The organism is Phaeobacter sp. A36a-5a (assembly GCF_037911135.1).
Classification (GTDB): Bacteria; Pseudomonadota; Alphaproteobacteria; order Rhodobacterales; family Rhodobacteraceae; genus Phaeobacter; species Phaeobacter bryozoorum.
Genome location: NZ_JBBLYU010000001.1, coordinates 1 through 24,161, shown reverse-complemented (window position 1 = coordinate 24,161; position 24,161 = coordinate 1). Strand labels below are relative to the sequence as shown.

At 60.2% G+C, this 24,161-nt stretch carries 18 protein-coding genes; 10 read left to right on the top strand and 8 right to left on the bottom strand.

Annotated features, from left to right (window positions below):
* Positions 1–9: 9 nt before the first annotated feature.
* From WLQ66_RS00085 to WLQ66_RS00075, 3 genes are read right to left on the bottom strand one after another with little or no spacing between them, the layout of a single operon-like run.
* On the bottom strand, positions 10–1,518 hold the full coding sequence (locus WLQ66_RS00085) for a SpoVR family protein (protein ID WP_340544150.1): 1,509 nt from the start codon (positions 1,516–1,518) through the stop codon (positions 10–12).
* Positions 1,505–2,842 carry a YeaH/YhbH family protein gene (locus WLQ66_RS00080; RefSeq protein WP_340544148.1) on the bottom strand — a complete coding sequence of 446 codons (1,338 nt, stop codon included), beginning with the start codon at positions 2,840–2,842 and terminating at the stop codon, positions 1,505–1,507. Before WLQ66_RS00080 ends, WLQ66_RS00085 begins: the two co-directional genes overlap by 14 nt.
* 20 nt (positions 2,843–2,862) lie before the next feature.
* Positions 2,863–4,797 (bottom strand): PrkA family serine protein kinase, encoded by a 1,935-nt coding sequence (locus tag WLQ66_RS00075; RefSeq protein ID WP_340544146.1) that lies wholly within the window; start codon positions 4,795–4,797, stop codon positions 2,863–2,865.
* A 704-nt stretch (positions 4,798–5,501) separates the two neighbouring features.
* Here WLQ66_RS00075 and WLQ66_RS00070 point away from each other — a divergent pair.
* The 4 genes from WLQ66_RS00070 to WLQ66_RS00055 all read left to right on the top strand — a co-directional run bounded on the left by WLQ66_RS00070 (position 5,502) and on the right by WLQ66_RS00055 (position 14,128).
* Entirely contained in the window at positions 5,502–9,194 is a 3,693-nt protein-coding gene (locus tag WLQ66_RS00070) for an Ig-like domain-containing protein (protein WP_340544144.1), read from the top strand.
* 100 nt (positions 9,195–9,294) lie between these two features.
* Positions 9,295–10,599, top strand: coding sequence for a TolC family protein (locus tag WLQ66_RS00065; RefSeq protein WP_340544142.1), 1,305 nt, complete (start codon positions 9,295–9,297; stop codon positions 10,597–10,599).
* A complete protein-coding gene (locus WLQ66_RS00060; protein WP_340544140.1) occupies positions 10,596–12,962 on the top strand; it encodes an ATP-binding cassette domain-containing protein in 2,367 nt (788 codons plus the stop codon). Before WLQ66_RS00065 ends, WLQ66_RS00060 begins: the two co-directional genes overlap by 4 nt.
* Complete coding sequence (locus tag WLQ66_RS00055) at positions 12,959–14,128, top strand: HlyD family type I secretion periplasmic adaptor subunit (RefSeq protein ID WP_340544139.1); 1,170 nt, start codon at positions 12,959–12,961, stop codon at positions 14,126–14,128. Before WLQ66_RS00060 ends, WLQ66_RS00055 begins: the two co-directional genes overlap by 4 nt.
* Positions 14,129–14,328: 200 nt before the next feature.
* On the opposite strand, the gene WLQ66_RS00050 is transcribed toward WLQ66_RS00055, so the two are convergent.
* Complete coding sequence (locus tag WLQ66_RS00050) at positions 14,329–15,042, bottom strand: trypsin-like serine peptidase (protein ID WP_340544138.1); 714 nt, start codon at positions 15,040–15,042, stop codon at positions 14,329–14,331.
* 458 nt (positions 15,043–15,500) lie between these two features.
* Complete coding sequence (locus tag WLQ66_RS00045; RefSeq protein ID WP_340544136.1) at positions 15,501–16,742, bottom strand: MFS transporter; 1,242 nt, start codon at positions 16,740–16,742, stop codon at positions 15,501–15,503.
* Positions 16,743–16,821: 79 nt separating this feature from the next.
* On the opposite strand from WLQ66_RS00045, the gene WLQ66_RS00040 reads away from it, so the two are divergent.
* The gene (locus WLQ66_RS00040) at positions 16,822–17,220 is read left to right on the top strand and encodes a helix-turn-helix domain-containing protein (RefSeq protein WP_340544135.1); all 399 of its coding nucleotides are present in this window, start codon (positions 16,822–16,824) and stop codon (positions 17,218–17,220) included.
* 120 nt (positions 17,221–17,340) lie between these two features.
* Positions 17,341–18,612, top strand: coding sequence for an MFS transporter (locus WLQ66_RS00035; RefSeq protein ID WP_340544134.1), 1,272 nt, complete (start codon positions 17,341–17,343; stop codon positions 18,610–18,612).
* Between the two features lie 55 nt (positions 18,613–18,667).
* On the opposite strand, the gene WLQ66_RS00030 is transcribed toward WLQ66_RS00035, so the two are convergent.
* Positions 18,668–19,723: a YihY/virulence factor BrkB family protein gene (locus WLQ66_RS00030; RefSeq protein ID WP_340544132.1), complete on the bottom strand. Its 1,056-nt coding sequence runs from the start codon at positions 19,721–19,723 to the stop codon at positions 18,668–18,670.
* Between the two features lie 111 nt (positions 19,724–19,834).
* On the opposite strand from WLQ66_RS00030, the gene WLQ66_RS00025 reads away from it, so the two are divergent.
* On the top strand, positions 19,835–21,163 hold the full coding sequence (locus WLQ66_RS00025) for a dihydrolipoyl dehydrogenase family protein (protein WP_340544131.1): 1,329 nt from the start codon (positions 19,835–19,837) through the stop codon (positions 21,161–21,163).
* A gap of 79 nt (positions 21,164–21,242) precedes the next feature.
* Here WLQ66_RS00025 and WLQ66_RS00020 read toward each other — a convergent pair whose 3' ends face one another.
* Both WLQ66_RS00020 and WLQ66_RS00015 read right to left on the bottom strand, forming a co-directional pair.
* Positions 21,243–21,404: a DUF1328 domain-containing protein gene (locus WLQ66_RS00020; protein ID WP_340544129.1), complete on the bottom strand. Its 162-nt coding sequence runs from the start codon at positions 21,402–21,404 to the stop codon at positions 21,243–21,245.
* A gap of 119 nt (positions 21,405–21,523) precedes the next feature.
* The gene (locus WLQ66_RS00015; protein ID WP_340544127.1) at positions 21,524–22,363 is read right to left on the bottom strand and encodes a formate/nitrite transporter family protein; all 840 of its coding nucleotides are present in this window, start codon (positions 22,361–22,363) and stop codon (positions 21,524–21,526) included.
* Between the two features lie 117 nt (positions 22,364–22,480).
* Here WLQ66_RS00015 and WLQ66_RS00010 point away from each other — a divergent pair, with 117 nt between their 5' ends.
* From WLQ66_RS00010 to WLQ66_RS00005, 3 genes are all read left to right on the top strand, one after another.
* Complete coding sequence (locus WLQ66_RS00010) at positions 22,481–23,254, top strand: mechanosensitive ion channel family protein (protein ID WP_374015411.1); 774 nt, start codon at positions 22,481–22,483, stop codon at positions 23,252–23,254.
* The gene (locus tag WLQ66_RS18790; RefSeq protein ID WP_444739777.1) at positions 23,173–23,364 is read left to right on the top strand and encodes a hypothetical protein; all 192 of its coding nucleotides are present in this window, start codon (positions 23,173–23,175) and stop codon (positions 23,362–23,364) included. The genes WLQ66_RS00010 and WLQ66_RS18790 overlap by 82 nt, the downstream gene beginning before the upstream one ends.
* A gap of 168 nt (positions 23,365–23,532) precedes the next feature.
* Positions 23,533–24,039, top strand: coding sequence for a fascin domain-containing protein (locus WLQ66_RS00005; RefSeq protein ID WP_340544126.1), 507 nt, complete (start codon positions 23,533–23,535; stop codon positions 24,037–24,039).
* Positions 24,040–24,161: the final 122 nt, after the last annotated feature.

The window sequence follows — 24,161 nt, the reverse complement described above, 5'->3', positions numbered from 1 at the left end:
ACCGCACCTCTAGGATCCGGCGTCCACCGCCTCAAGGCTGACATCGTAGCCCCACAAGCGGCGCAGATGCTTCAACACCTCGTCGCGGTCATCCTCCGACAGGTGAATGCCGTCGCGCACCGTATGGGTCAGCTTCAGCTCGCGGTCGCCTTTCAGATCGGCATCGGTGACCTGAATATCGGGCTCTAAATAGGCCAGATCGTAGGAATGCGCGAGATCGCGCCGCACCGAGCGATAGCCGCTGCGATTGTGGATCTGGCTCACCACCAGATGTGACTGCTCGGCGTCATCAGCGAGGGTGAACAGTTTGAACTTGCGGATGAGATGCGGCGACAGGAACTGCTGGATGAAACTTTCATCGCGGTAATTGGCCCAGGCATCCCGCATCACCCGGCGCCAGTCGGGATCACCCGCGAAATCCGGAAACCATTCGCGATCTTCATCGGTCGGGTTCTCGCAGATGCGGCGAATGTCCTGCATCATCGCAAAGCCCAGCGCATAGGGATTGATGCCAGAATACCGCGGGTCGTCATATTCCGGCTGGAGCACCACATTGGTATGACTGTGCATCATCTCCATATAGGCGCCTTCGGTCAGGCGGCCCTGCTCGAACAGCTTGTTGATAATGTAATAATGCACAAAGGTCGCGCAGCCCTCATTCATAACCTTGGTCTGTTTCTGGGGGTAAAGATACTGCGCCAGCATCCGCACGATGCGCAGGATTTCAGATTGCCAGGGATCAAGAACCGGGCTGTGTTTCTCCAGAAAATACAGCAAGTTTTCCTGCGGCAGATTCATCAGCTTGCGACGGGCACTATAGGGCTCGTCCCTGATCTGCTCCAGCTTGTCGCCCCCCATGGTTGCATCGGTCCATATATCCAGAACGCTCTGACCGCTTTCATAACCTTCACGCACCTTCTGCATCGCTGCCAGTTCTTCGGTGGTGGGTTTGGGCGGACGGCCATAGCGAAAGACCCCCTGCGATTGCAGCGCATGGGCCGCGTCCAGGATCTCCTCTACTGCGCTGAGCCCGTAGCGCTCCTCGCAGGCGGCGATGTAGTTCTTGGCAAAGGCCAGATAGTCGTGAATGCCGGCCGCATCGGTCCATTGCTGAAACAGGTAGTTGTTCTTGAAAAAATGATTATGCCCAAAGGCCGCATGGGCCATGACCAGCGTCTGCATGGCCATGGTATTTTCTTCCATATTGTAGCTGATACAGGGGTTTGAGTTGATGACGATCTCATAGGCCAGCCCCTGCCGCCCGGTCCGATACAGCGCCTCGTCGCGGGCGAAATGTTTACCGAATGACCAGTGCTGATACATCAGCGGCAGACCGACGCAGGAATAGGCATCCAGCATCTGCTCGGCCGAGATGATCTCGATCTGGTTCGGATATACATCAAGCCCCAGATCATTCAGCGCAATATCCTCAATCGCGTCCCGCGCAACTTCCAGAAGTTCAAAGGTCCATTCCGGCCCCGTGAACAGTGGCTTCGAGATAGTATCACCCGCCTGCATTCTGCGCCCCTTTTGCCTTGGGGAGGAAGAACTCCCTGAAAATCGGATAGATATGGGAGGGCTGCGACACACGCTGCATCTCAAAATGCGGGACCTGAGCCTTGACCTGCCGGTAGTTCTGCCAGAGGTCCTCACCCGCCTCGGGATTGCTCAACAGCATCTCGGCGTTCTCATCGACGATTTCGACATAGGCGTAGTACTGGCAGACCGGCAGCAGCTCTTCCAGAAGCAGCGCCTTGCAACGCGCCGAGTCATTGCCGAAATTCTCCCCATCAGAGGCCTGCGCCCCGTAGATGTTCCACTCATCCGGCGGGTAGCGTTTGGCGACGATCTCCTTCATCTTCTCCAGCGCGGTCGACACGATGGTGCCGCCTGTCTCGCGGGCATAGAAGAAGGTTTCTTCATCAACCTCCTGCGCGTGATGGGTGTGACGCACAAAGACCAGTTCGGTATGCTCATAGCTGCGCGCCAGGAACAGATGCAGCAGCAGGAAGAACCGTTTGGCCAGATCCTTCTCCCGCTCCTGCATGGAGCCAGAGACGTCCATAAGGCAGAACACGACCGCGCGGGAGTTGCGGATCTTCTCCGGCACGTGGGTGTCATATCGCAGATCCAGCGGGTCAATATATCCCACCACGCGACGTTTGCGCTCCAGAGCCTCCAACCGGAGGATCAGCTCTTCAAGATAGGCTTCCTGTTCGGTGCTGCGTTCCGCCAGCGCCTGAAGCTCCTCGATCTGTTTTTGCAGCTCGGCTATGGATTTGGCAGTCGGGCGTTGCAGTGCGATCCGACGTCCCAGCGAATTGCGCATCGTCCGCACAAGGTTGAGGTTGTTCGGCGTGCCCGCAGTGGTCAGCCCGGCACGGCGTGTCCCGATGGTTTCAGTCTCTACAGAGGCTTTTTTGACCAGATCTGGAAGCTCAAGACCATCAAACAGGATCTCAAGATATTCGTCGCGCGTCAGGGTAAAGGAAAATTCATCCGCGCCATCGCCATCCTCGGACGCCTGTTTGCCCCCCTCTCCTGCGCCCCCCTGCGGTCGCTTGAGCGTGTCGCCGACAACAAAATCCTTGTTGCCGGGCAGCACGTGACGGCGGCGGCCCCCCTTGGCGGAATGGTGAAACCGGGGTTCTTTCAAACCCCGTGAGGGAATAGTGACCTTCTCACCTTCGGCAGGAATACCGCCACCATCCTTGATCGATTTGTCGCGGACCGATCTGTCCACGCGCTCCTTGATGCTTTCGCGGGCGCGCTCGAGGAACCGTTGCCGGTTCCCCAAACTCTTGCCCTTGGGATTGGCGCGCCTGTCGATAAAGTGATGCATCTGCCACCCACCCTTTGCTGTTAGCCCGCCTTATTTACGCGCATGTACCATTCCACCAACCTGCGAACCTGCCGGTCGGTATAGCCGTGGCTGCGCATCCGTTCGACGAACTCCTGATGTTTGCCTTCGGTCTTGCTGTCCTTCTTCGATCCGAAGGAGATAACCGGAAGCAGTTCCTCGACCTGGCTGAACATGTGTTTCTCGATCACATCCCGCAGCTTCTCGTAGGAGTTCCATGCCGGGTTCGAGCCGGTATTGGCGCGATGACGCAGGGCGAATTTGACCACCTCATTGCGGAAGTCCTTGGGGTTGGCGATGCCCACCGGTTTTTCGATCTTGCTCAGCTCGGCGTCCAGAACCTCGCGGTCATAGAGCTGGCCGGTGTCCGGGTCCTTGTAATCCTGCTCCTCGATCCAGGCATCGGCATAAGAGATATAGCGATCGAACACGTTCTGCCCGTATTCGGTATAGCTCTCCAGATAGGCTTTCTGGATTTCATTGCCGATGAACTCCTCATAGCGCGGGGCCAGTTCCGTTTTGATGAAAGCAAGGTATTTCGCCTCTGTCTCCGCCGGGAATTGTTCGCGTTTGATCATCTGCTCCAGCACATACATCAAGTGCACCGGATCCGCCGCCACCTCATCGGTGTCAAAGTTGAAGGTGGTCGACAGTACCTTGAAGGCAAAGCGGGTCGAAATCCCGTTCATCCCCTCGTCGACACCGGCGCGATCCTGATACTCCTGCACGGTCTTGGCCTTCGGGTCGGTGTCCTTCAGGCTTTCGCCATCGTAGACGCGCAGCTTGGAATAGAGATTTGAGTTTTCATGCGGTTTCAGCCTGGTCAGCACCGAAAACCGGCTGAGGATCTTCAGCGTTTCAGGCGCGCATGGGGCCGCAGCCAACTCGCTGTGTTCGATCAGCTTGTCGTAGATCTTAGCCTCTTCGGAAACCCGCAGGCAGTAAGGCACCTTCACGATCGACACACGGTCGATGAAGGCCTCGTTGTTCTTGTTGTTCTTGAACTGCTGCCATTCACTCTCGTTGGAATGTGCAAGGATCAGCCCGGTGAAGGGGATCGCGCCGAAGCTCTCGGTCCCCATGTAATTGCCTTCCTGCGTCGCCGTCAGCAACGGATGCAGCATCTTGATCGGCGCCTTGAACATCTCGACGAACTCAAGAACGCCCTGGGTCGCACGATTCAGGCCACCTGAGAAACTATAGGCGTCGGGATTGTCCTGGCTGTAATGTTCCAGCTGGCGAATATCGACCTTCCCGACCAGCGTGGAGATGTCCTGATTGTTCTCATCGCCCGGCTCAACCTTCGCAACGCAGATCCGGCGCAGCCGCGACGGATAGAGCCGCACCACCGAGAATTTGTTGATATCGCCGCCGAACTCATCCAGCCGCTGGACCGCCCAGGGCGACATCAGCCCCGGCAGCCGGTGTTGGGCGATGCCATATTCATCGCTCAGCAATTTGCCCATCCGCACCGGATCGAAAAGGCCAAGCGGGCTCTCGAAGATCGGCGACAGCTGATCGCCAGCCTTCAGCACGTAGATCGGCTGCTCCTCTACCAGACGTTTCAGACGTTCCGCGAGCGAGGATTTACCACCGCCGACCGGACCCAGCAGGTACAGGATCTGCTTGCGCTCCTCCAGCCCCTGCGCGGCGTGGCGGAAATAACCCACGATCCGCTCGATCGTGTCCTCCATGCCGTAGAAATCTTTGAAGGCAGCGTATCGCTTGATGGTGCGGTTCTGAAAGATCGGACCCAGTCGCGCATCTTTTGACGTATCAACCAGCTCCTCTTCGCCAATCGCCTTGAGCATACGTTCGGCGACATTGGCATACATGCTGGGATCATCGCGACAAGCATTCAGATAGTCCTGTAACGACATCTCCTGCTCGCGCGTTTCGCCGTATTGTTCGGCAAAAATTTCGGCAATGTCTTTCATCTGGCTCTAGCCTCCTAGTTACTGCGCGCCGGTCCTCCTGGGGTCCAAGATCGCACACGGACAGAGGGCGCCCAGCGCGAGGGCCAAGTAATGTCCGCGTGAAAATATTCGTCTGAATTCTGCTCGGCGCCGGATCCGGCGATACAAGACCAGCGGGTCACTCTGAGCGGTGACATTCCAGCTGTGGCCTGGGTTTCGGCGTCGTGTACTTAGGATCAACTCTACACCAATTATGTCCTTCAGCCTATCTGAAACTGGTGTCTTTTTGGTTAATTGCCAGTGCGTTTTAATAGAACGCTTGTTCACACATTGGCGATATAGACGTGACCCGAACAGCCGAAACCGGCCCCCTTTCCGACGGCTCTTCAGCCTGCTGACACATGGAACCACCATAAACAGAAGGCAAATAAACGCAGCGCCCATCGCAAATGCACCGCAAACCCACCGCAGCCACCTCCCTAACGTCAACCAAAGGGGATCATTAACAAAAACCGACAGATAAACTTCGATGCAAATTGAATACAAATTAGCCACACCCTGATCTTTTCGGTAAAAATCCGCTCATCAAAACCTAGACAAGGCCGCTGGGAAGGCAGCAATATGGCGGCAATATGGCCGCGGAGACGGCTGATGGGCAAAACAATGCAGGCTACCTGGGCGTCACGGTTTCGGCGCTTTGGTCTTTTGACGAGCGGTATATAAAAATGAGTACGGTTGGATACATCGTCCGCGACATGGCGGGCACCAAGCAGCATGGTACATCTGCTGACACCCCCCAGGCGACAATTGCGACAGCAACCGCGAAAGACATTTCGCTGAACCTCGGACCCTCCGATGTCGAAAGCTACGCGCGGCGGGGCCAGGACCTGCATATTACGCTGATCGACGGTCAGGTGGTGGTGCTGGATGATTTCTTCAACACCGATGCGACAGGTGGCAAGAACCTGTTCCTCAGCGAGGAAGGCAACTTCATCGAAGTGGTTCTGGAGGACCGCACCGATGGCATGCTCTATGCCAGCTACGAACCTCTCGACATGAGCGGCAAGTGGAGCGCCTACGATGACATGGTGTTCCTTGACGTGGACCGCATCGAACCGGTTGTCGCCCCCCTTGTGGCCCCGCTGATCGGCGGCCTCGGCACCGCAGGCGCCGCAGCTGGCGTCGTTGGCGCGGCGGCCATTGTTGGCGCAGGCGGCGGTGGTGGTGGCGGAGGCGGCGGGGCCGTCACGCCAACCGTCGACAATCCCGATGCGACCTATCCGGTTGCAGGCTCGACCACCGAAGATGTGATCGTCAGCGGCACCGGCGCCCCCGGCTCCACCGTGGAAGTCACGCTCGGCACAATTACCGAAACCGTCACGGTCAAGGATGATGGCACCTGGGTTGCCAACTTCCCGGTGACCAACCTGCCGCCGGATGGCTCCTACGAGACCACAGTCTATGTAAAAGATCCGGCCGGGACCGAATTCAATCTGGATGGTCCCTCGATCATCATCGACACCACCCCGCCGCCAATCGACGTCAACACTGTCGAAGGCGACGATCACATCAACTATATCGAAGTGGCCGACGGTGTTGTGATCAACGGCACCGGCGAAGCAGGGGCCAGCGTCAGTGTTGTGTTCCAGGGTGTGACCCGCACAACCACCGTGGCCGATGATGGAACATGGTCGGTGAACTACAGCGTGAACGAAGTGGCGACGGGCATCTACAGCTCCACCATCGAAGTCACCAGCGCCGATTCCTTTGGCAACACAAGCACCACGACTCACACGGTCGACGTCGACACCGAAACCCGGGTCACGATCAACACCCAAGTGGGCACTGATCACATGATCAGCGGCGCGGAACAGGCAGCGGGCATTACCCTCACCGGTACAGCCGAGGCGGGGTCGAGTGTTGTGGTGACATTCCAGGGGGTCAGCCGTACCGTAACCGCAGATGCGCAGGGTAACTGGTCGGCCAGCTATCTCAGCTCTGAAATCGCAACCGGCACCTATGACGCAAGCGTCTCTGCCGTGGCAACAGACACCAGCGGCAATACCAGCTCCACCTCCACCAAGATCCCCGTCGATACTGAAACCATGGCGTCGCTCGACGCGGTTCAGGCCGGCGACAATGTGATTTCCGCGCCGGAAGTCGCCAGCGGCGTAACCCTGACCGGCAAGGCCGAGCCAGGCGCCAGTGTCGCGGTGACGCTCGAGGGAACGACACGCACGGTCACTGCGGATGCGCAGGGCAACTGGAGCGCCGATTTCACCAGCAGCGAGATCCCGACCGGTGAATATGACGCCAGTGTTTCGGTGACAGCAACTGATGCACTGGGCAACACTGCCTCCACCACCGGCACCGTCCGTGTGGATACCGAAACCGATATCACCCTCAGCAATCCGCTGGCGGGCGACAATATGATCAATGCGGCAGAGGCCAACAACGGTCTGGATCTGACCGGCACCGCCGAAGCGGGCGCCAGCGTTGTGGTCCAGCTGGGGACAGCTACCCGCACTGTGACAGCCAACGCCCAGGGGCAATGGACGGCCAGCTTCGCCGGGTCGGATATCGCCGATGGCACCTATGACACAACGGTGACCGCAACAGCGACCGATGCCTACGGCAATACCGCCTCGACCAGCAGCCAGATCCGTGTGGATACCACCACCAGCGTTGGGCTTGATAGCGGGCAGGCCGGTGGCGACGATGTGCTGAACGGTGCCGAAGCCGCAGGTGGTCTGACCCTGACCGGCAGCGCCGAGCCTGGCGCCTCTGTCGCGGTGACCTTCCAGGGCATCACCCGGACCGTCACCGCCGACGCACAGGGCCGCTGGAGCGCGCCCTACGCAACCAACGAAATCACTCCCGGCGAGTATGACGCCCCGATCAGCGTCACCGCGACCGATGCGGCCGGCAATAGCGAGAGCACCTCCGGCACCCTGCGTGTCGATACCTCGACCGCTGTCAGCATTGATGCCAACCAGGCAGGCGGCGACAATATCGTCAACGCAGCAGAGGCGCAGGCCGGTGTCACGCTCACAGGCAACGCCGAGCCCGGCTCCGTGGTTTCGGTGACCGTTGCAGGCGTGACCCGCAGCGCAACCGTGGCTTCAAATGGCAACTGGAGTGCGCTGTTCGAGCCCGGCGCGCTGGCTGCTGGCGAATACAATACCTCGGTCACAGTGTCGGCAACGGACGCGGCGGGTAACACCGCTTCGGCCTCCTCTGCCCTGCGGGTAGACACCGTTGCGGGCACTGTGACGCTATCTCCCGACCCGATCGAGATCGACGATGTGATCAACGCTGTCGAACGCGCCGACGGTGTCGAAATCAGCGGCACCGCGACGCCGGGCCTGACCGTGACGGTAGGCCTTGGCACCGCAAGCCGTCAGGTCGTCGCCGATGCAAACGGCGACTGGGCGACCACCTTCCCGGCGGCCCAGATCCCGACCGGCACCCGCAACCTGCCGATCACCGCCTCCATCATCGATGACGCGGGCAATACTGCGAGCGTTTCCGATAGCGTTGCGCTCGATACGCTGGTGACGCCGTTGACGGTGCAACCGAACCAGACCTCGGACGACATCGTGAACAAGGCAGAGCAGCAGGCGGGTGTCACCTTCAGCGGAACTGTCGAAGCAGGATCGACGGTGGTGATCAACGTTGAAGGCAAAGAGCAGACTGCCACAGTCGACGCCCTCGGCAACTGGACGGCGACGCTCGACGACGCAACATTGCCGGACGGTGACCGCACCGTGACAGCCTCCATTACCGCGACCGACGCTGCCGGTAACGAACGCAGCATCACCGAACAGTTCGACATCGACACATTGGTTGATCCGGCGTCCATCTATGCGCTGAAAATCACTGGCCAGGGCATTCTTGAGCTGGAAACCAAGGACGCTACCGACAATTACGCGGTCAATACGCTGAACCCGGCAGGCACTGTTGGCTCTCCCGCGGCGACCAAGACGGTCGACCCGCAGGATGGCACCGAGTTTGCCTTCGGCACGCCGATCCCGGATGGCACACATCTGGTCCTGTCGCGCAGCGATGATGTTGGCAATACCTCCAGCACCTTGGTGATCTTTGATGACAACGCAACCAACAGCGGCACCATCAATCACGCCGGGCTGGGCCAGTTCAACATCGACCATCTGGACCTGCAATTTGCCAACGATGTGCACCTCACACTCAATGAAGCTGACATCAAGGCACTGTCGAACAATTCCGACACCCTGACGATCCACGGCAGCGACAATGACAACGACCAGATCACCCTCACCGGCGGCAACGCCGCGAGCGCGGGGACCCGTGTGGTCGATGGTGAACTCTACAATGTCTATACCATTGGCAACGATGGCACGACGCTGATCGTCGATCAGGACGTTCAGGTGGTCTTCTGATCCACAGCGATCACCCGGGGGCCGTTTGGCGCAAACCAACGGCCCCCGGCAAAACTACCCGGCAACAAGGGTAAGGGCACAGGCGATGCGAGGGGGCAGAATGCAATTGGGACGACCCATTGGCGCGGTGGCACTGTTGTGCTGCCTGTCGGCCTGCATGCAGTCCCTGCCCTTTGCCAAAACCGGCGAAGGCGCCGAAACCGATGTCAATCGGCGCGCCAGCAGCTTTGCCCAGCCGGATGCCAAAAACCCCTCGGTGGTGATCTCAACCCTGATGCAGCGTCAGTCCCTGCTTGAAGACGGCAGTGTCTATGACGTTGTTGCGCAATCCGCGATTTCCGCCTCTGCCCGCACTGCCGAGGCCGAGCTGACCAGCGCCAAACTGCGTGCGGAGGCCAAATCCAAGAACTGGCTGCCGACGCTTGGCCCCTCTGTCAGCCTCACCGATCTCGGGGATCTGGTGGCGGGTATCCTGATTGAACAGGTGTTGTTCGACAATGGACGCCGCAAGGCCGAGCGCGCCTTTGCCGCCGCCGATGTCGAAGTCGCAGCGGTCAACCTCTCGATTGACATGAACAGCCGTGTAGAGACGGCCTTGGGCCTCTATGTCGCGGGCCTGCGCGGCGCTGAGAAAGCTGCGATCGGCACCCGCGCGCTGTCGCGGATGTATGAATTTGAACGTATCGTGAAGGGGCGCGTTGATGGCGGCGTGTCGGACCGGTCCGACCTCAACGTAGTGCAGAGCAAGATCAACGGCATCCGCTCAGCCGTGGCCACGGCCAAGGACGCCACCGCCACCTCAACAGCCGAACTTAGGGCGATGACCGGTCAGAGCTTTGACGGGACGCCAAGCCACCTGCAACTGGCGACCCCGCCGGAGGCCGGTGCCTATCTCACCGTTCTCAAAGCCGAAGCCGAGGCCACCCGCAGTATCGAACAGGCCAAGATGGAGCGCGCAGGTCTGCTGCCGCAGGTCTCAGCCGCGGGCAATGTCACCAGCGATGGTTCGGGCGCCGGACTGACTCTTGATCTGGCGCAGCCCTTTGGCCTTGGCACGCCTGCGGCGCTGAAAGCGATCGAAGCCTCCAAGGAAATTGCCAAACGGCAGGTATCCGAGGCCGAGGAAGATGCACGCCGCGATTTCAGTCGCCAGATGCAACGCCTCGCCTCTTATCGTAGGCAAGAGGCCGAAGCGGCATCCCTGGCGCAGACCAGTCGCGAGACTTATCGCCTGTTTCAGGCACAGTTTAAGGCCGGGCAACGCTCGGTCATGGATGTGGTATCCATCTACGAAGAGGTGGTACGCCGCGAACACGCCCATATCGACGCAAAATACGAAGTCGTTCTGATCCAGCTGGCGCTGGCAAGCGATATGGGACTATTGGCCGATGGGGACCGGATTTGAACAATTCCAACCGCCCGACAGATGACACCGTCCTGCGGACCGTCCCCCCTGCCCCGCGCGACACCGGGACGGCAGGACGTGCCAGTGGTGGCAAACCGGTGCTGCGCGCCATTGATACCCAGTCGACGCCACATCTGGCGCCGGCCGCGGCCGCCCCTGCGCCGGCCCCCGGTCCCGCGACCCCACCGATGCCCGATGTCGATCTGACCGGCCTGCTGGAGGATGGCAACGTGGGCGAGGTCAGCGCGCTGATCGAGGACGCAACAGCGCGTATTCAGCATCGCGCCGCGCTCATCGCGACCTTTGCAGCCCTTAAAGGCACGAATGTCGCCCTCAGCGACCTTGCCGAACATATGTGGCGCAATGATCCGGGCGATGTCTCAGTCGACTCGCTTGCCCGTGCGCTTCAGACCACGGGGATGCAGGCGCAGATCAATCATCAGGTGCCGCTCATCCCCGAAAGCTGGCCCGCGCTGGCCATGATGAACAATGGTCAATGCGTTCTGGTCCTGTCGCAAAGCCGCGATATGCTGAGCGTCTATGACACCACTTGCACAGATAATCGCGCGGATGTGCCAGTGGCCGAGTTCGGCCCCTATTTCACCGGCACAACGCTGGGCGCACGCAATTCCCTGAAACAGATCGCCGCCCGCCATACACCGCAGCTGGAAAGTGATCACTGGTTCTGGGGTGAGTTCCCCAAATACCGCCGTCAGGTCGGCGAGATCATGCTCGGCTCGCTGGTTGCCAATATTCTGGCCGTCTCAGTCGCGCTGTTCTCGCTGCAGGTCTATGACCGCGTGGTTCCTCACCAGTCCCATGCGACGCTCTGGGTGCTGGCAATCGGCGCCTTCCTTGCGATCATGCTGGAAGCACTGCTGAAGCTGGCCCGTGCCCGGCTGACAGATGCCGCCGGACGCCAGATCGAGCTGTCGGTGCAGAACAACCTGATGCGGCGGTTGATCGGGATGCGCTCTGACAAGAAACCACTGCCCCCGTCAGGTCTGTTTGCCGCGATGCGCGATTTCGGATCGGTGCGCGAGTTCTTTACCTCCACCACGATTTCAACACTGGCCGACATTCCGTTCATCGCCGTGTTCCTGCTGCTGGTGGCATCGATTGCGGGCCCGATCGTCTGGATTATCATTGCAGGTGGCATCCTGATGCTGCTGCCCGCCTATTTCATGCAGAAGCGCATGATCGCGCTGACACGTCAGACACAGGGCGCAAATGCCAAAGCCGGACGCCTGCTGCATGAGGTCGTGAACGAGCTGGACACGCTGAAGAGCCAGCGCGGCGAAGACCGGGTTCTGCGGCTCTGGGATGAGCTGAACACGCTCTCCACTCATGCCGCGACCGAGCAGCGCCGCCTTGCCAGCGCGCTTACCCATTGGTCGCAGGGGGTCCAGCAGGCCACCTATATCGGCTCTGTCGTGGTGGGCACTCTGATGGTTTTCGCCGGTGAGTTCACCGTCGGTACCATCATCGCAACCGGTATTCTGACCAGCCGCACGCTGGCACCTCTGACCCAGTTTGCCGCCACGCTGGCCCGCTGGAGCAACGTCAAAGGTGCGCTGGAAGGACTGGACGCCATCGCCAACTCCGCTCAGGAAAAAGAAGACGAACGCTCTTATCTGCGCCGCGACAGCCTGCAAGGCCGGTTCGAACTGCGCGAAGTGATGTTTCGCTATGACGAAGACGGCGCCCCGACGCTGGACGTGCCGGGCGTTGCCGTTACCCCCGGCCAGCGGGTTGCGGTTCTTGGCGTCAACGGCTCCGGGAAATCGACGCTGTTGAAACTGATGTCGGGACTTTATGCGCCGGACCGTGGACGGGTGATGATTGACGGCACCGACATGACCCAGATCGACCCGCGCGACCTGCGCCGCCATATCGGCTATCTCAGCCAGGATGTGCGGCTGTTTGCCGGGACGCTGCGCGAGAACCTGAACCTCAACCAGCTGGAACGCGACGACGACCGGCTGATGACGGCGCTGGATTTTGCAGGCCTCGGCGCCCATGTGCGCAATCACCACAAGGGCCTCGATCTGGAAATCTTCGACGGTGGCGGCGGGCTGTCCATCGGGCAGCGCCAGTCGATCGGCTGGGCGCGCCTGTGGTTGCAGAACCCGTCAATTGTGCTTCTGGATGAACCCACTGCCGCACTGGACCAAACGCTGGAACGCACATTGGTCAGCCGTCTGGAAACCTGGCTGGAGGGTCGCACGACAGTGATTGCGACACATCGGATGCCGATCCTGTCGCTGACCAACCGGACGCTGATCCTGCAATCCGGGCGCATGGTGGTCGACGGACCGCGTGATCAGGTTCTGGCACATCTTGCCGCAGGTGAGGGCAAATGACCTCGACCGGCTACGATCTTCGCGAAACCTCGCGTGGGGCGAGCCGCATCATCTATCTGGCGGCGGGCGCTCTGGTGGTGTTTCTGATCTGGGCCAGCTTTGCTTGGGTCGACGAAATCGTTCGTGCCGACGGCGAGGTTGTGTCCTCCTCGCGCTCTCAGATCGTGCAGAACCTTGAAGGCGGTATTCTTGCCGAACTCCATGTGCATCAGGGCGACACGGTGAAGGCCGGGCAGATCCTCGCCCGTCTGCAGGATACCAAGTTCCGCGCCGCCGCTGATGATCTGCAGGACCGGATCGACGCGCTGGAAATCAAACAATACAGGCTTGAGGCCGAACTGGAGGGTGCGTTTGATTTCAATGTTCCCGACGATCTGGCCGAACGCTCCCCAGGCATCTACACCTCGGAGCGTGCGCTGCTGAATGCCCGGCAGACCGATTTCACCAGTCGCCGCGCCAGCGCCCGCGAGATCCTCGACCAGCTGAAGGACGAACTGGCCAATATGCAGCGTCTCTACAAGAAAGAGATCGTGGCCCTGATTGAGGTCAACCGCGCGCAAAAGGCCGTGAGCGACGCCCAGGCCAAATACAATGAAATTGGCACCCAGTCGGAGCTGGAGCTGGCGGAGGATTACTCCAAAACCCTTCGCGAGCTGACCTCGTACCGGCAGGAGCTGCGGCTGGCGCAGGATCAGCTTGACCGAACCGTGATCACCTCACCCATGGCCGGGATCGTCAACAGCCTTGCGGTCACCACCATCGGCGGCGTGATCCGCCCCGGTGAGGAAATCGTCGAGATCATCCCGCTCGGCGAGGAAATGTTTGTAGAGGCACGGGTGAAGCCCGAAAACATCGCCAGCGTCCAACCCGGCCAGGATGCCACGATCAAGCTTTCAGCTTATGATTACACCATCTACGGATCGCTGCGCGGCAAGGTGGATTTTGTCTCGCCCGATACCTTCGAAGACGAGCGCAACCCCCGTGCAGAGCCGTACTACCGGGTGACGGTGAAGGTTGATCGTTCCGAATTTACCGAACGCCAGCAAGCCATCGAGATCCGCCCCGGGATGCGCGCCACCGCTGAATTGCAGACCGGCAGCAAAACGATCCTGAACTACATGCTGAAACCGCTGTATAAATCCCGCGAGGCCCTGCGCGAACCCTAAGGCAACACATCCAGAAACCCCGCGATCCAATTGGATGCAGGGGGGCTGTCTAAGAGGTTGATCGCTTGGAGAAAACCGGTGTGCATCCGCGGCCGTCAGCTGGTTTCCTCGGATCGGTGCTGCCTAGAGATCCTTCGCAAGATGGATGAACGGGGTCTGCTCGACCGGTCTGAATGCCGGTTTGTCCCCGTATCGTACCATCAGCTGGCGGACCGCATCATCGCCAGTACGGTCTGATCAAACGAAGTTCCGATTGAGACCCGACGATTGCCCATCGCCGCTTTGGCCGAGATAACCGAGACCAGTCGCGGCATCCGGCCCGGAACGACGTCAAAGACAGGCGCGCCTGACGCACCGAAATCAACCCGGCACGTCATCACCACGACCTGCGCCTGTCGCGCCAGAACGTGGCAGTTCTGTTCCAGATTTGGACGGTTCTGCTGCGCCATCGAATAAGACAGCACTTCAACCGACGCCCCGCGCGCCGGACGATTGGCCAGTTCAAAGGGCTGGATCATGTTGCGGCTGATTGGCCGATCCAGACGCAGGATCGCAATATCGCTGCCCAATTGTGAATCGCCGAGTGGCTGATACTCGTAGCTCGGGTGGACAACCGCCTTGGTGACAGACCGCGCCGCCTTGGCATGTCGCCCGTTCAGCCCCGCTTCGAACCGGATGCTGGTCGGATCAACCTGGCGGCCGGTGTCGGGGTTGTAGACGCAATGCGCCGCCGTCACGACCAGATCGGGTGCCACCAAGGCCCCGGTACACATATTCCGTCCTGAAATGTTCAGCCGACCCACGGCTTCCCATCCAATAACGGAGGTGATGCTCGACTGCGGATCTTCCGCAGCAGAGCTATCAGGCATGCCAAACAGGAGGCATGCCGCAAAAGCAGCAAAAATGCGTTTCATCGCCCACTCCAAATTCCCACGCTCACACCTTGGTTCAAGCGTGCGGCTGGAATGAGACGCAAAACTGCCCGACATGGCCGAAACCATGCGCAAAATAAGTCTCTCTACACAAATCAGGACCCCCCCCAGGGTTTTGATGCCCCATCATCGCAAAAAAACCGCAGAGCGCACACAATTTCTCGGGTGTTTTATTAACTTTTTAGCAAACCTTTGTGATCGCTTAATAAATTCTCACGGTGGCAAATCAGGCTGCAGCCGGTCGCTGGCAGCTGACGATGGCATTACGGCCACCGTGCGGCAGGGTTGCCACATTGCCGCAGGCGCCGCGCGGCAGGTCGGTCGACAGAGCACAGGATGAGCCGTTTTAACTTTCAAATAACCAAAACTCCGCCTTAACCTTCCCTTAGGGTTTATCTGCAATATCTTAACGCGCGGTGGTGTGATGCTGCCAATTCGACCTATCTGGAGCGGCGCAGCCCCCTGATCGGCTCAAGAAGAATCGCATAGAGCCGGGGAATCAGGGCCCACATAGCAGCGCCAATCGCCAGGCAGATCAGCAGCACAGCCGCCGCACGAAACATCTCCAGAAACCCCAGGGTCGCAATGCCGGGTATGCTGACGGCAGGCGACAGGATCTGTCCCAGGAACACCGATGCCATCAACGCGCCCGCCACAACGCCGCGCCGCGAGGCGGGTGACAGCGCCAAGGCCAGCGCAACGAAATTCGGCATCACCGTGGCCAATCCGGAACCGATGGCGACCATCGCCAGGCTTTGCCACAGGGTGCCGCCCCCCGTCAGCATCAGAAACCCGCTGCTCATCAAGGCATATCCCAATGCGTAGGCGCCCGCCGCACCGAGCCAGCGATTGATGCGCAGGTAAAGAAAACCTGTCATCCCGCCAGATAGTGTCAGCACCCCCAACAGAAGCCCAGTTTTTGCGGAATGATCGCCAGCCTGCGTCGCCAGAAAAAATGGCAGCTGTGTCGGCATCATGAAGAAAACCAGACTGGTTATCATCTGCAACGATGCCAAGCCGACAAGCAGCACAGGCCAAGCCGAACGGGCTGCGCCCTCGGTTGATCCGGTTGCGGTTTCGCTCCGCTGGGCCGGATCCGGCTCTGCCAGGTAACGCCAAACCAGCGGCAAAAGAAGGATCGCAACCGCGTAAATCGCAAAGGGAAGCCGGGTTGAGATCACCGCCAGCGCCCCAGCTGAGGTGATGAAGATCAGCCCCCCGAAGTTGCGTGCCGATGTCTGCAAACCCATCATAGAACGCCGCGCGTCGCCGGTGAAATAATCGCCGATCAGCGCTGTCTGGGCAGTCATGATCATCGCCACCGCCACGCCCAAGAGCAACCTGCTGATCATGATCGCCGGCAGGTTCGGCAGCACCGCCCCTGCGGCGCCGCTGACGGCAAACAACGCAATACCCAGCAACAGCATCCAGCGCCGCCCGTACCTATCCGCCATCCACCCGGCGAGCGGCGCGCAGATCAGAACCGACAGCGACGGTGCAGAGACCAGGAACCGCGTCAGCAAGGCCGCATTCGGCGTATCGGCGAACTCGGCCTCAAGCCCGGGAAGGGCCGGGCTGATGGTGGCGTTCGCCATAATGGTCAGGGTTGCGGCGAATAGCAGGGCCAGCGCGCGCGGATCCTTCCAGACGGCATCAGAAATCGGGGCTGCCGGTACAGACATGCCAGTCTCCTCTTGTGGGTGTGAGCATTCTGGCGCAGCCTGCAACTTCAAGCCCACTTTAGGTCAAGAGGAAAGAGCGATGCGCCTGTACGACATCGGAGAAGTAGCCGCCCGATGTGGCGTCACCCCCGCCACATTGCGGTATTACGAAGAGCTCGGCCTGATCACCTCGCTCGCGCGCAAGGGATTGCGGCGGCAATTCGGGCCTGAGACCTTGTTGCAGCTATCGGTCATCGCGCTTGGCAAGGCAGCCGATTTCTCGCTGGCGGAAATTTCGGGGATGTTTGGCTCGGATGGGCGGCCGGATCTGCCACGCGATGAGCTGCACCAAAGGGCGGACAAGCTGGATCAACAGATCCGCAACCTGTCGACGCTTCGTGACGCGATCCGCCATGTGGCCGACTGCCCTGCGCCATCGCATATGGAATGCCCAACCTTTCAACGGCTCCTGAAGGTCGCGCGACGGACCCGCGGCTGAAACCGGGCCACCTCCTCCTTCGGCGACGCTTTCTGGCGGCAATTGTATGTGATCGTAGACTTCTGCGCCCGTTGCCACATATCGCAGAGGATATCGGAACAGCGCGAGGCGGAGACTGAAATGGGTTTTGCAAAATTGACGTATAAGCTGACGGCCGGGTCTGAGGCTTCCGATCCCAAAGCCGTCCGCCGGGTTGCGACCCATGTCACCGCCCTCACTGCGACGAAGCTGGCCGATGGTTTGATTGATCCCAAACTGGTGCTGGCCTGGCTGATGAACGCAATCGGTGCGCCGGGCTATCTGATTGGGGTGCTGGTCCCGGTGCGGGAATCAGGATCGCTCCTGCCGCAGCTGGTCCTTGCCCAGCGGATCGAACAAAGCCGATATCGCAAATACTATTGGGCTGCCGGATCGGCGCTTCAGGGTCTCGCTGCGCTTGGCATTGCCGCCGCTGCCCTGCTGCTACCAGGTGTCATGGCAGGCTGGGTCATTCTGGGCTGCCTTGCCATGCTGGCCCTAGCGCGATCGGCGTGTAGCGCCAGCTACAAGGACATCCTCGCCCGAACCGTGGACAAGGGCAAACGGGGGTCCGTCTCGGGAACGGCGGGAACCGTCGCCGCCAGCGGTGTGTTTCTGTTTGCGATTTTGCTCAGCACCGGGCTATTGCCCCGCAGCCCGATGGCCATCTCGCTGGTTGTTGCCGTATCAGGCCTGCTTTGGCTCGGTGCCGCTGCCGTCTTTGCACGTTTGAACGAGCCAGAAGCCAAGCCTCAGTCCGAAGAAGGATTCAGCCCGCAGGAGCTGTTGCGCCCGTTGCGGCAGGACAGCGAGTTGCGGCGTTACATCGGCACCCGGGCGCTGCTGATCTCAACCGCCTTGGCGCCGCCGTTTCTGGTAATGCTTGGTGGACGCGACGCCGAAAGCGGCTTTGGCAATCTCGGGCTGCTGGTGCTGGCCTCCTCCATTGCTGCGATTGTCTCCTCCTACATCTGGGGCAAGCTATCGGACCGATCAAGCCGCCAAACCCTGATGGTGTCGGGTGCGCTGAGCGCTGTGACGCTGGCGGCGGCGGCGGCGTTCGGCTGGGGTGAGGGCGTTGTTGCCAGTGCCTTGGTGACCTGCTTCGTCTTTGTCGCCCAGATCGCCTATCAAGGCGCGCGCGCCGGTCGAAAAACACATCTGACCGATATGGATACGGATGGTCACACATCGGTCTATACCGCACTTTCCAACACGATGATTGGCGTGCTGTTGCTGCTGGGTGGGGGCTTTGGGCTGCTGGCGGATGCTGTTGGCGCAGCACCGGTGCTGGCGCTCCTCGCCCTGCTTAGCGGGCTGGGAGCGGCACTTGGCTCACGGTTGAGCGAAGTGCAGGAGGATGCCGAAGGCTAACACCCCAACTGGCCCGCGTCATCTCCCTGTCGCCTCCCCCGATCCCATCGCTCCGTTAGGCGGCGTGGGGAGCTGACATGCGATCCGCTGTCAGCTTGTCTGCACGTGGCGCGTCACCCGGTACAGAATGGCCGGTTTCCACCACAGCGCGGCGCTCGGCATCAAGCCCGGCCCCGAACAGGATCACAAAAGCAGACAACCACATCCAGGTCAGCAGAACGATCACCCCCGAGAGGGCGCCAAAGGTCTCGTTGTAGCTGCCGAAAGCTTGCACATAGAGGCTGAACCCGATGCTGCCGACGACCCAAAGCGTACAGCTCAGTATCGCGCCGGGCGTGAACAGCTGCCAGCCATCCCCCGACCGGTCCGGTCCAAATCGATAGAGCGCCGAAATTCCAGCGATGCCGACTGCGAACATCAGGGGCCAGCGCAGGAGTTGGGTCACCATCGACAACAATGCTGACTCGCCCAGGAGCGCAGCCGCGGCGGGTATCGCCGCAACGACCAGCAGCAGGACACACCCGCCAATAATGGCCGTGAAAGTAATGCCGACAGTCATCGCCTTCAGAACGATGAAACTGCGCCCTTCCCGGGTGCCAAAAATCACGTTCAGCCCCTGGATCATACTGTCGGTGCCACGCGATGCGGACCAAAGCGCCAGAGCAGCGGAAACCGCGGCGGCCCAGCCCAGCGACTCTGGGCGCGCGCTCGCTACCTGCACCAATTGCTGATTGACCAGATCCGCAGCCGACGGTGGCAACAGCCCGGTCAGCCAAGCAGCCTGTGCAGTGATCAGGGTTGGATCCGCAATCAGACCAAACAGAGCAACCGCTGCCGTAATACCTGGAAAAACCGACAGGAGGCCGAAAAAGGCGACTCCGGCGGCGAGCAGCCCGCCGTTGGCCTGTCCCATCCGGCCCCAGGCCCGCCAGAGCAGTTTCGCGAACGACGCCAGTTGCGCAAGCGATCCATCCTGTGTCTGCCCGCTCCGGTCCCGTCCGGGGTCACTCGGTGGACCGCCGCGGTCGAGGTTGGGGGCTGTTTTCGACTGGTCGGTGGTGGTGGTCGTCCCCGACTTGGAGGTTGAGCTGTGATCTGACTGTTTTGGCATGAGGCTGTCTCCCGCGTTGCCAACTCAACGCAGCAAGATGGCGTTTTGTTTCTTGGAACTTAGCCTTTGCCCGCGAGTTGAGGTTTTGACGCAATCCAATTGGAGACAACTATGAGCCACTTCACCCATCACCCGGCTGCTTCCCACGATCTGGTGGTCATAGGAGGCGGTTCCGGCGGGCTGGCGGCCGCCAAGGCGGCAGCGCGGCTGGGGGCCTCGGTCGTGATGATCGAACAGGCTGAGCTGGGCGGAACCTGCGTCAACCGCGGCTGCACCCCGAAGAAGCTGATGTGGAAAGCCGCGGCCCATCGCCAGAGCCACCGTGATATGGCCAAGGTTGGCCTGACGGCCCTGCCGGACTTTGATTTCGCCGCGCTGCGCCGTCGCTCCGATGCCAAGATTGACCACCTCAACCACCACTTCGAGGATCAATTGCAACAGGCCGGTGTGCGCCTGCTGCGCGCCACTGCCGAGATTGGCGAAGCGGGCCAGATTCACGCCGGTGGTGAGGTTTTCCAGCCCGGAAAACTGTTGCTTGCGACCGGGGCGCGCCCGCGCGCGTTGGATATTCCGGGCGGTGATCTGGCCGCCACAAGTGATGATGTCTTTGGGTGGAGTGATTTACCGGGGCGGCTGCTGATTATCGGCGGCGGCTATATCGGATGTGAATTCGCCAGTATCTTCGCGGCTTTTGGCAGCGAGGTGCAGCTGATGACCGATGGCGACAGACTGCTTGATCAATTTCACGCACCGGCGATCGCCTGCGTGCAGGCCGGTCTTCAGAAACAGGGCGTCACCATCGGCTTTGGCCGCAAGCCGAAGCAGATCGACTTCAACGGGACAATGTTCAAAGTCAGCTTCGACGATGGCAGCATCCAATATGCGGATCAGGTGATAGCCGCCATTGGGAGAGTACCAAACACCGACACCCTTGGGCCAGGGGTGCAGGGCATCGTCCATGCGAAATCCGGCGCGCTGGCCATTGATGAGCATTTCCAAACATCCATTCCCGGCATCTACGCGGTCGGCGACGCTGCCGACCGTCTGCCGCTTACCCCTGTGGCAACGCGAGACGGCGCTTGTTTTGCGACCCAACACTTTGGCGACGGCGCCGCACAGATAGATCTCAATCTGGTGCCGCAGTCGGCCTATACCATCCCGCCGGTCGCGCAGGTCGGCCGGATGGATCAGACAAACACCGGCGGTGAACAGGTGTCTGGCCTGTCCAGCGATGTGCTGGACGACGGCACGGCTGCCAACTCGTTCTTTGACAGATCGTTCAACGGCCCCCTGCTGAGCGGCGTGGCGCTGGTCGATCACGCAGCACCGGAGCTGATCGCCCCCTTCGCCGCGCTGATCGCAAGCGGAGCCACCGCAGACGATCTTGACGCAGTCGTCGGCATTCACCCCAGTTTTGCAGAAGAGACGGTCGGCCCGTAAGATACTGCGGACAAAAAAAGACGCGATCCGCTCTGGGTCGCGTCTTTTTTTGTCTGCTCTTATCGGAGGCGTCGTCCGGTCAGTCGCATAGCGTCCGATCGATGAGCGAAAGCCCCAGCAAGAACATTGAAATCAGGAATACCACGTTGGCAGCAAATGCCGCCCCTGCCGCGACACCACCAAATGCCAGTACTGCCGAAGCAGCTGCAATCAGAGAAAAAACCAGTGGCCAATTCATCATCGATCATCCTCGTCTCTATCCGTTATGGTTCTGCAAACACAACGTTTTTGACAGGAAAAGGTTCCGAGACTTGGCCGGTCCTACGCCTGACTGGCGCGGACCGGGTCTGAAACAGATGCCTATTTCTCGTCAATCTCAGGCTTGATCTGCGCGTAGGTCAACACGGTGAAAACCGCTGTCCCGCCGATGATATTGCCCACCAAGACCGGCAGGAAAAAACCAAAGACAGCCTGCCCCAGAGGCAGCATCCCCTGCACCATCAGAAACGCCATCTCAACCGAACCCGCGACGATATGGGTGAAGTCCCCGGCGGCAATCAGCCAGGTGAAGATGACGATCAGGGGGATTTCGCTATGCTGCGCAGAGGGCAGCATCCAGACAATTGCGGCAATCAGGATCCCCGACGGGATACCGCTGATCATGCCGATAAACGGTGGCATTCCGGTGGCGTGTTCGCTGATTTCCACCATGGAGGCGCGCAGGGCCGGGTCCAGCACCGGGGTCAGGGCAAAGAACGACGCAATCAGGAAGGCCCCGACAACATTCGCTGCCAGCACCACCGACCAAAGCCGCGCGGTGCGCAGCAGGCTGGCCTTGTCCCCGCGCAACATGACCGGCACCACGGTGGTAATGGTGTTTTCGGTGAACAGCTGCATTCGGCCAAGGATGACCATCAGAAAGCCTAGTGAATATCCAAGGTTCTCAACAAGCGGGGACCAGCTGGCATCTGGTAGATGGGTCTTGAAAACGGCCTTGCCCAACACCGAGAAGCTGATCAATAGCCCGGCAGCAATGCCAGACCACCACAGCGCCCGCACGGGTCGCTCCAATTCTTCCTCACCGTTGCGACGAATGGTTTCAAAAATCAGCCTTGGAGACAGGCCTGTTGCCTCTTCGACGGCCTCATTCTCGGACTCTTCCTGGATGAGGTCTTCGCCGGACGTCTTGGCCTCGATCATCTGCAACTCCTGTTTTCCATATCCAGTTCAACGCCCAAGTGTCCCAGTCGGTTCCGCCGCGCGGAACCTTTTTCACGCCGGAGCGTTAGCCCTAGAGACCTGTAACGGGATACGCCGATGACTGCCGAGATCAGCGCCACACTGATGGACCAATTGACGGGGTGGCTGGAAGGCGCCATCGATGCGCTACCGCGTCTGGCCGTTGCCATCATCGTTCTGGTGCTGACAGCTGCGCTGGTCTGGGCGGCAAAAACGATCATCCGGCGGATCAGCAGCCAGCTGAAACTGCGACGCAATCTCTGCGATGTGTTACAGCTCCTTGCCAGCGTCCTTCTGTGGCTTATCGGCAGCCTGATCGCAGTCACCGTTGTTTTCCCCACGATCACGCCGGGCAAGGCGCTGACCACCCTTGGCCTTGGGTCGGTGGCGATTGGCTTTGCCTTCAAGGATACCTTTGAAAACTTCCTGGCTGGTATTCTGCTCCTCCTGCGAGAACCCTTTCAAATCGGCGACTTCATCGAATGCGAGGGTGCCGAGGGCAAGATCGAGGCGATCACCGTGCGCGACACCCGGATCCGTCAGACAGACGGCCAGCTGGTTGTCGTCCCCAACGCGCAGCTGTTCCACAACGCCGTCACCGTGCGCACCAACCGCGAGCTGCGGCGCGCCACGCTGATCTGCGGCGTCGCCTATGGCGAAGACGTCGATACCGCTCGTGATGTCATCTCAAAAGCGGTCAGAGGCGTCGATATGGTGCGCAACGACGTGCGCGACTTCAGGTCTTTGCCAAGAGCTTTGGCGCGTCCTCCATCGACTTCGAAATTACCTGGTGGACCGGGTCCGAACCGGTGGATATCCGCGCCAGCCGGGATCAGGTTGTCAGTGCCGTGAAATCCGCCCTGGACGATGCGGGTATCGAGATTCCCTTCCCCTACCGAACCCTGACGGTCAACGCGCCGATCCCGGTCGATATTGCCGCGGCGCAGAAACCCAGTGCGTGACCCACACCCCTGTGGCCGAGCGCTGGATCGCTGTTTGCGATCATCAAACGCTCCTAGCCACGAGGCCGCAATTCACTCTGCCATCGCGCTGGAATGATGGCGATTTAACTCAATCTTTGATTGTGTTTCATGCTATTCAAACCTCCCTGAAACGGAGGAGGACCTGCTATGAATCTCGGTTTACTGGAAGAGAACACTACCGCATCAGCGACGCAGAAGCTGACCTATGCTCTCAAGTGCGCGGCCTATGACGACGCCTATCTTCGCATGGATGGCAGCGGTGTCGACGCGCCCGCGCCCGAAGGCGCCGGAACGGTCAACGCGCAAATCGGCGCAAGTTCATGGGAGCAGTTTATTCTGACACCGCAGGACGACGGTACAGTCGGCCTGCTCTCAGCGGCATGGAACAATTGCTACGTGCGCATCGGCACCCCATCGCCGGGAGAGATCAAACCGATCAACTGCCAGTTCGGTTGCGGCGGGCTCGAGCGCTGGATACTGCGTGTCGTCGGCGCCAATTATTTCGCCTTCGAATGCTCGACATTTGCTGGCTATTATCTGTCGCTCAACACGGAGGGCGCAACGACATTCGGCAGCAACGGCGTCGGCGTCGCCCAGGGCATCCAGGTTCTGAACGACAATGCCACATTCGAGCTTGTGTCAAACGCTGGCTGACGCTGTATCCCGGCCACCTCCCCGTCGTGGAGGGGTGGCCGACAATTGGTTTCTATTGCCAGAGCATCTGTCGACGATCACATCTTCGGCCAGGTCGCCCAGCCTCTTGAACGCGCGCCACT

Excerpts from the sequence above, each read along its gene's own strand:
- WLQ66_RS00065 (WP_340544142.1), top strand. The coding sequence starts at position 9,295 with ATGCAATTGGGACGACCCATTGGCGCGGTGGCACTGTTGTGCTGCCTG.
- WLQ66_RS00040 (WP_340544135.1), top strand. The coding sequence starts at position 16,822 with ATGCGCCTGTACGACATCGGAGAAGTAGCCGCCCGATGTGGCGTCACC.
- WLQ66_RS00030 (WP_340544132.1), bottom strand. The coding sequence starts at position 19,723 with ATGCCAAAACAGTCAGATCACAGCTCAACCTCCAAGTCGGGGACGACC.
- WLQ66_RS00015 (WP_340544127.1), bottom strand. The coding sequence starts at position 22,363 with ATGATCGAGGCCAAGACGTCCGGCGAAGACCTCATCCAGGAAGAGTCC.
- WLQ66_RS00075 (WP_340544146.1), bottom strand. The coding sequence starts at position 4,797 with ATGAAAGACATTGCCGAAATTTTTGCCGAACAATACGGCGAAACGCGC.
- WLQ66_RS00010 (WP_374015411.1), top strand. The coding sequence starts at position 22,481 with ATGACTGCCGAGATCAGCGCCACACTGATGGACCAATTGACGGGGTGG.
- WLQ66_RS00045 (WP_340544136.1), bottom strand. The coding sequence starts at position 16,742 with ATGTCTGTACCGGCAGCCCCGATTTCTGATGCCGTCTGGAAGGATCCG.
- WLQ66_RS00080 (WP_340544148.1), bottom strand. The coding sequence starts at position 2,842 with ATGCATCACTTTATCGACAGGCGCGCCAATCCCAAGGGCAAGAGTTTG.
- WLQ66_RS00035 (WP_340544134.1), top strand. The coding sequence starts at position 17,341 with ATGGGTTTTGCAAAATTGACGTATAAGCTGACGGCCGGGTCTGAGGCT.
- WLQ66_RS00020 (WP_340544129.1), bottom strand. The coding sequence starts at position 21,404 with ATGATGAATTGGCCACTGGTTTTTTCTCTGATTGCAGCTGCTTCGGCA.
- WLQ66_RS00070 (WP_340544144.1), top strand. The coding sequence starts at position 5,502 with ATGAGTACGGTTGGATACATCGTCCGCGACATGGCGGGCACCAAGCAG.
- WLQ66_RS00025 (WP_340544131.1), top strand. The coding sequence starts at position 19,835 with ATGAGCCACTTCACCCATCACCCGGCTGCTTCCCACGATCTGGTGGTC.
- WLQ66_RS00050 (WP_340544138.1), bottom strand. The coding sequence starts at position 15,042 with ATGAAACGCATTTTTGCTGCTTTTGCGGCATGCCTCCTGTTTGGCATG.
- WLQ66_RS00085 (WP_340544150.1), bottom strand. The coding sequence starts at position 1,518 with ATGCAGGCGGGTGATACTATCTCGAAGCCACTGTTCACGGGGCCGGAA.
- WLQ66_RS00005 (WP_340544126.1), top strand. The coding sequence starts at position 23,533 with ATGAATCTCGGTTTACTGGAAGAGAACACTACCGCATCAGCGACGCAG.
- WLQ66_RS00055 (WP_340544139.1), top strand. The coding sequence starts at position 12,959 with ATGACCTCGACCGGCTACGATCTTCGCGAAACCTCGCGTGGGGCGAGC.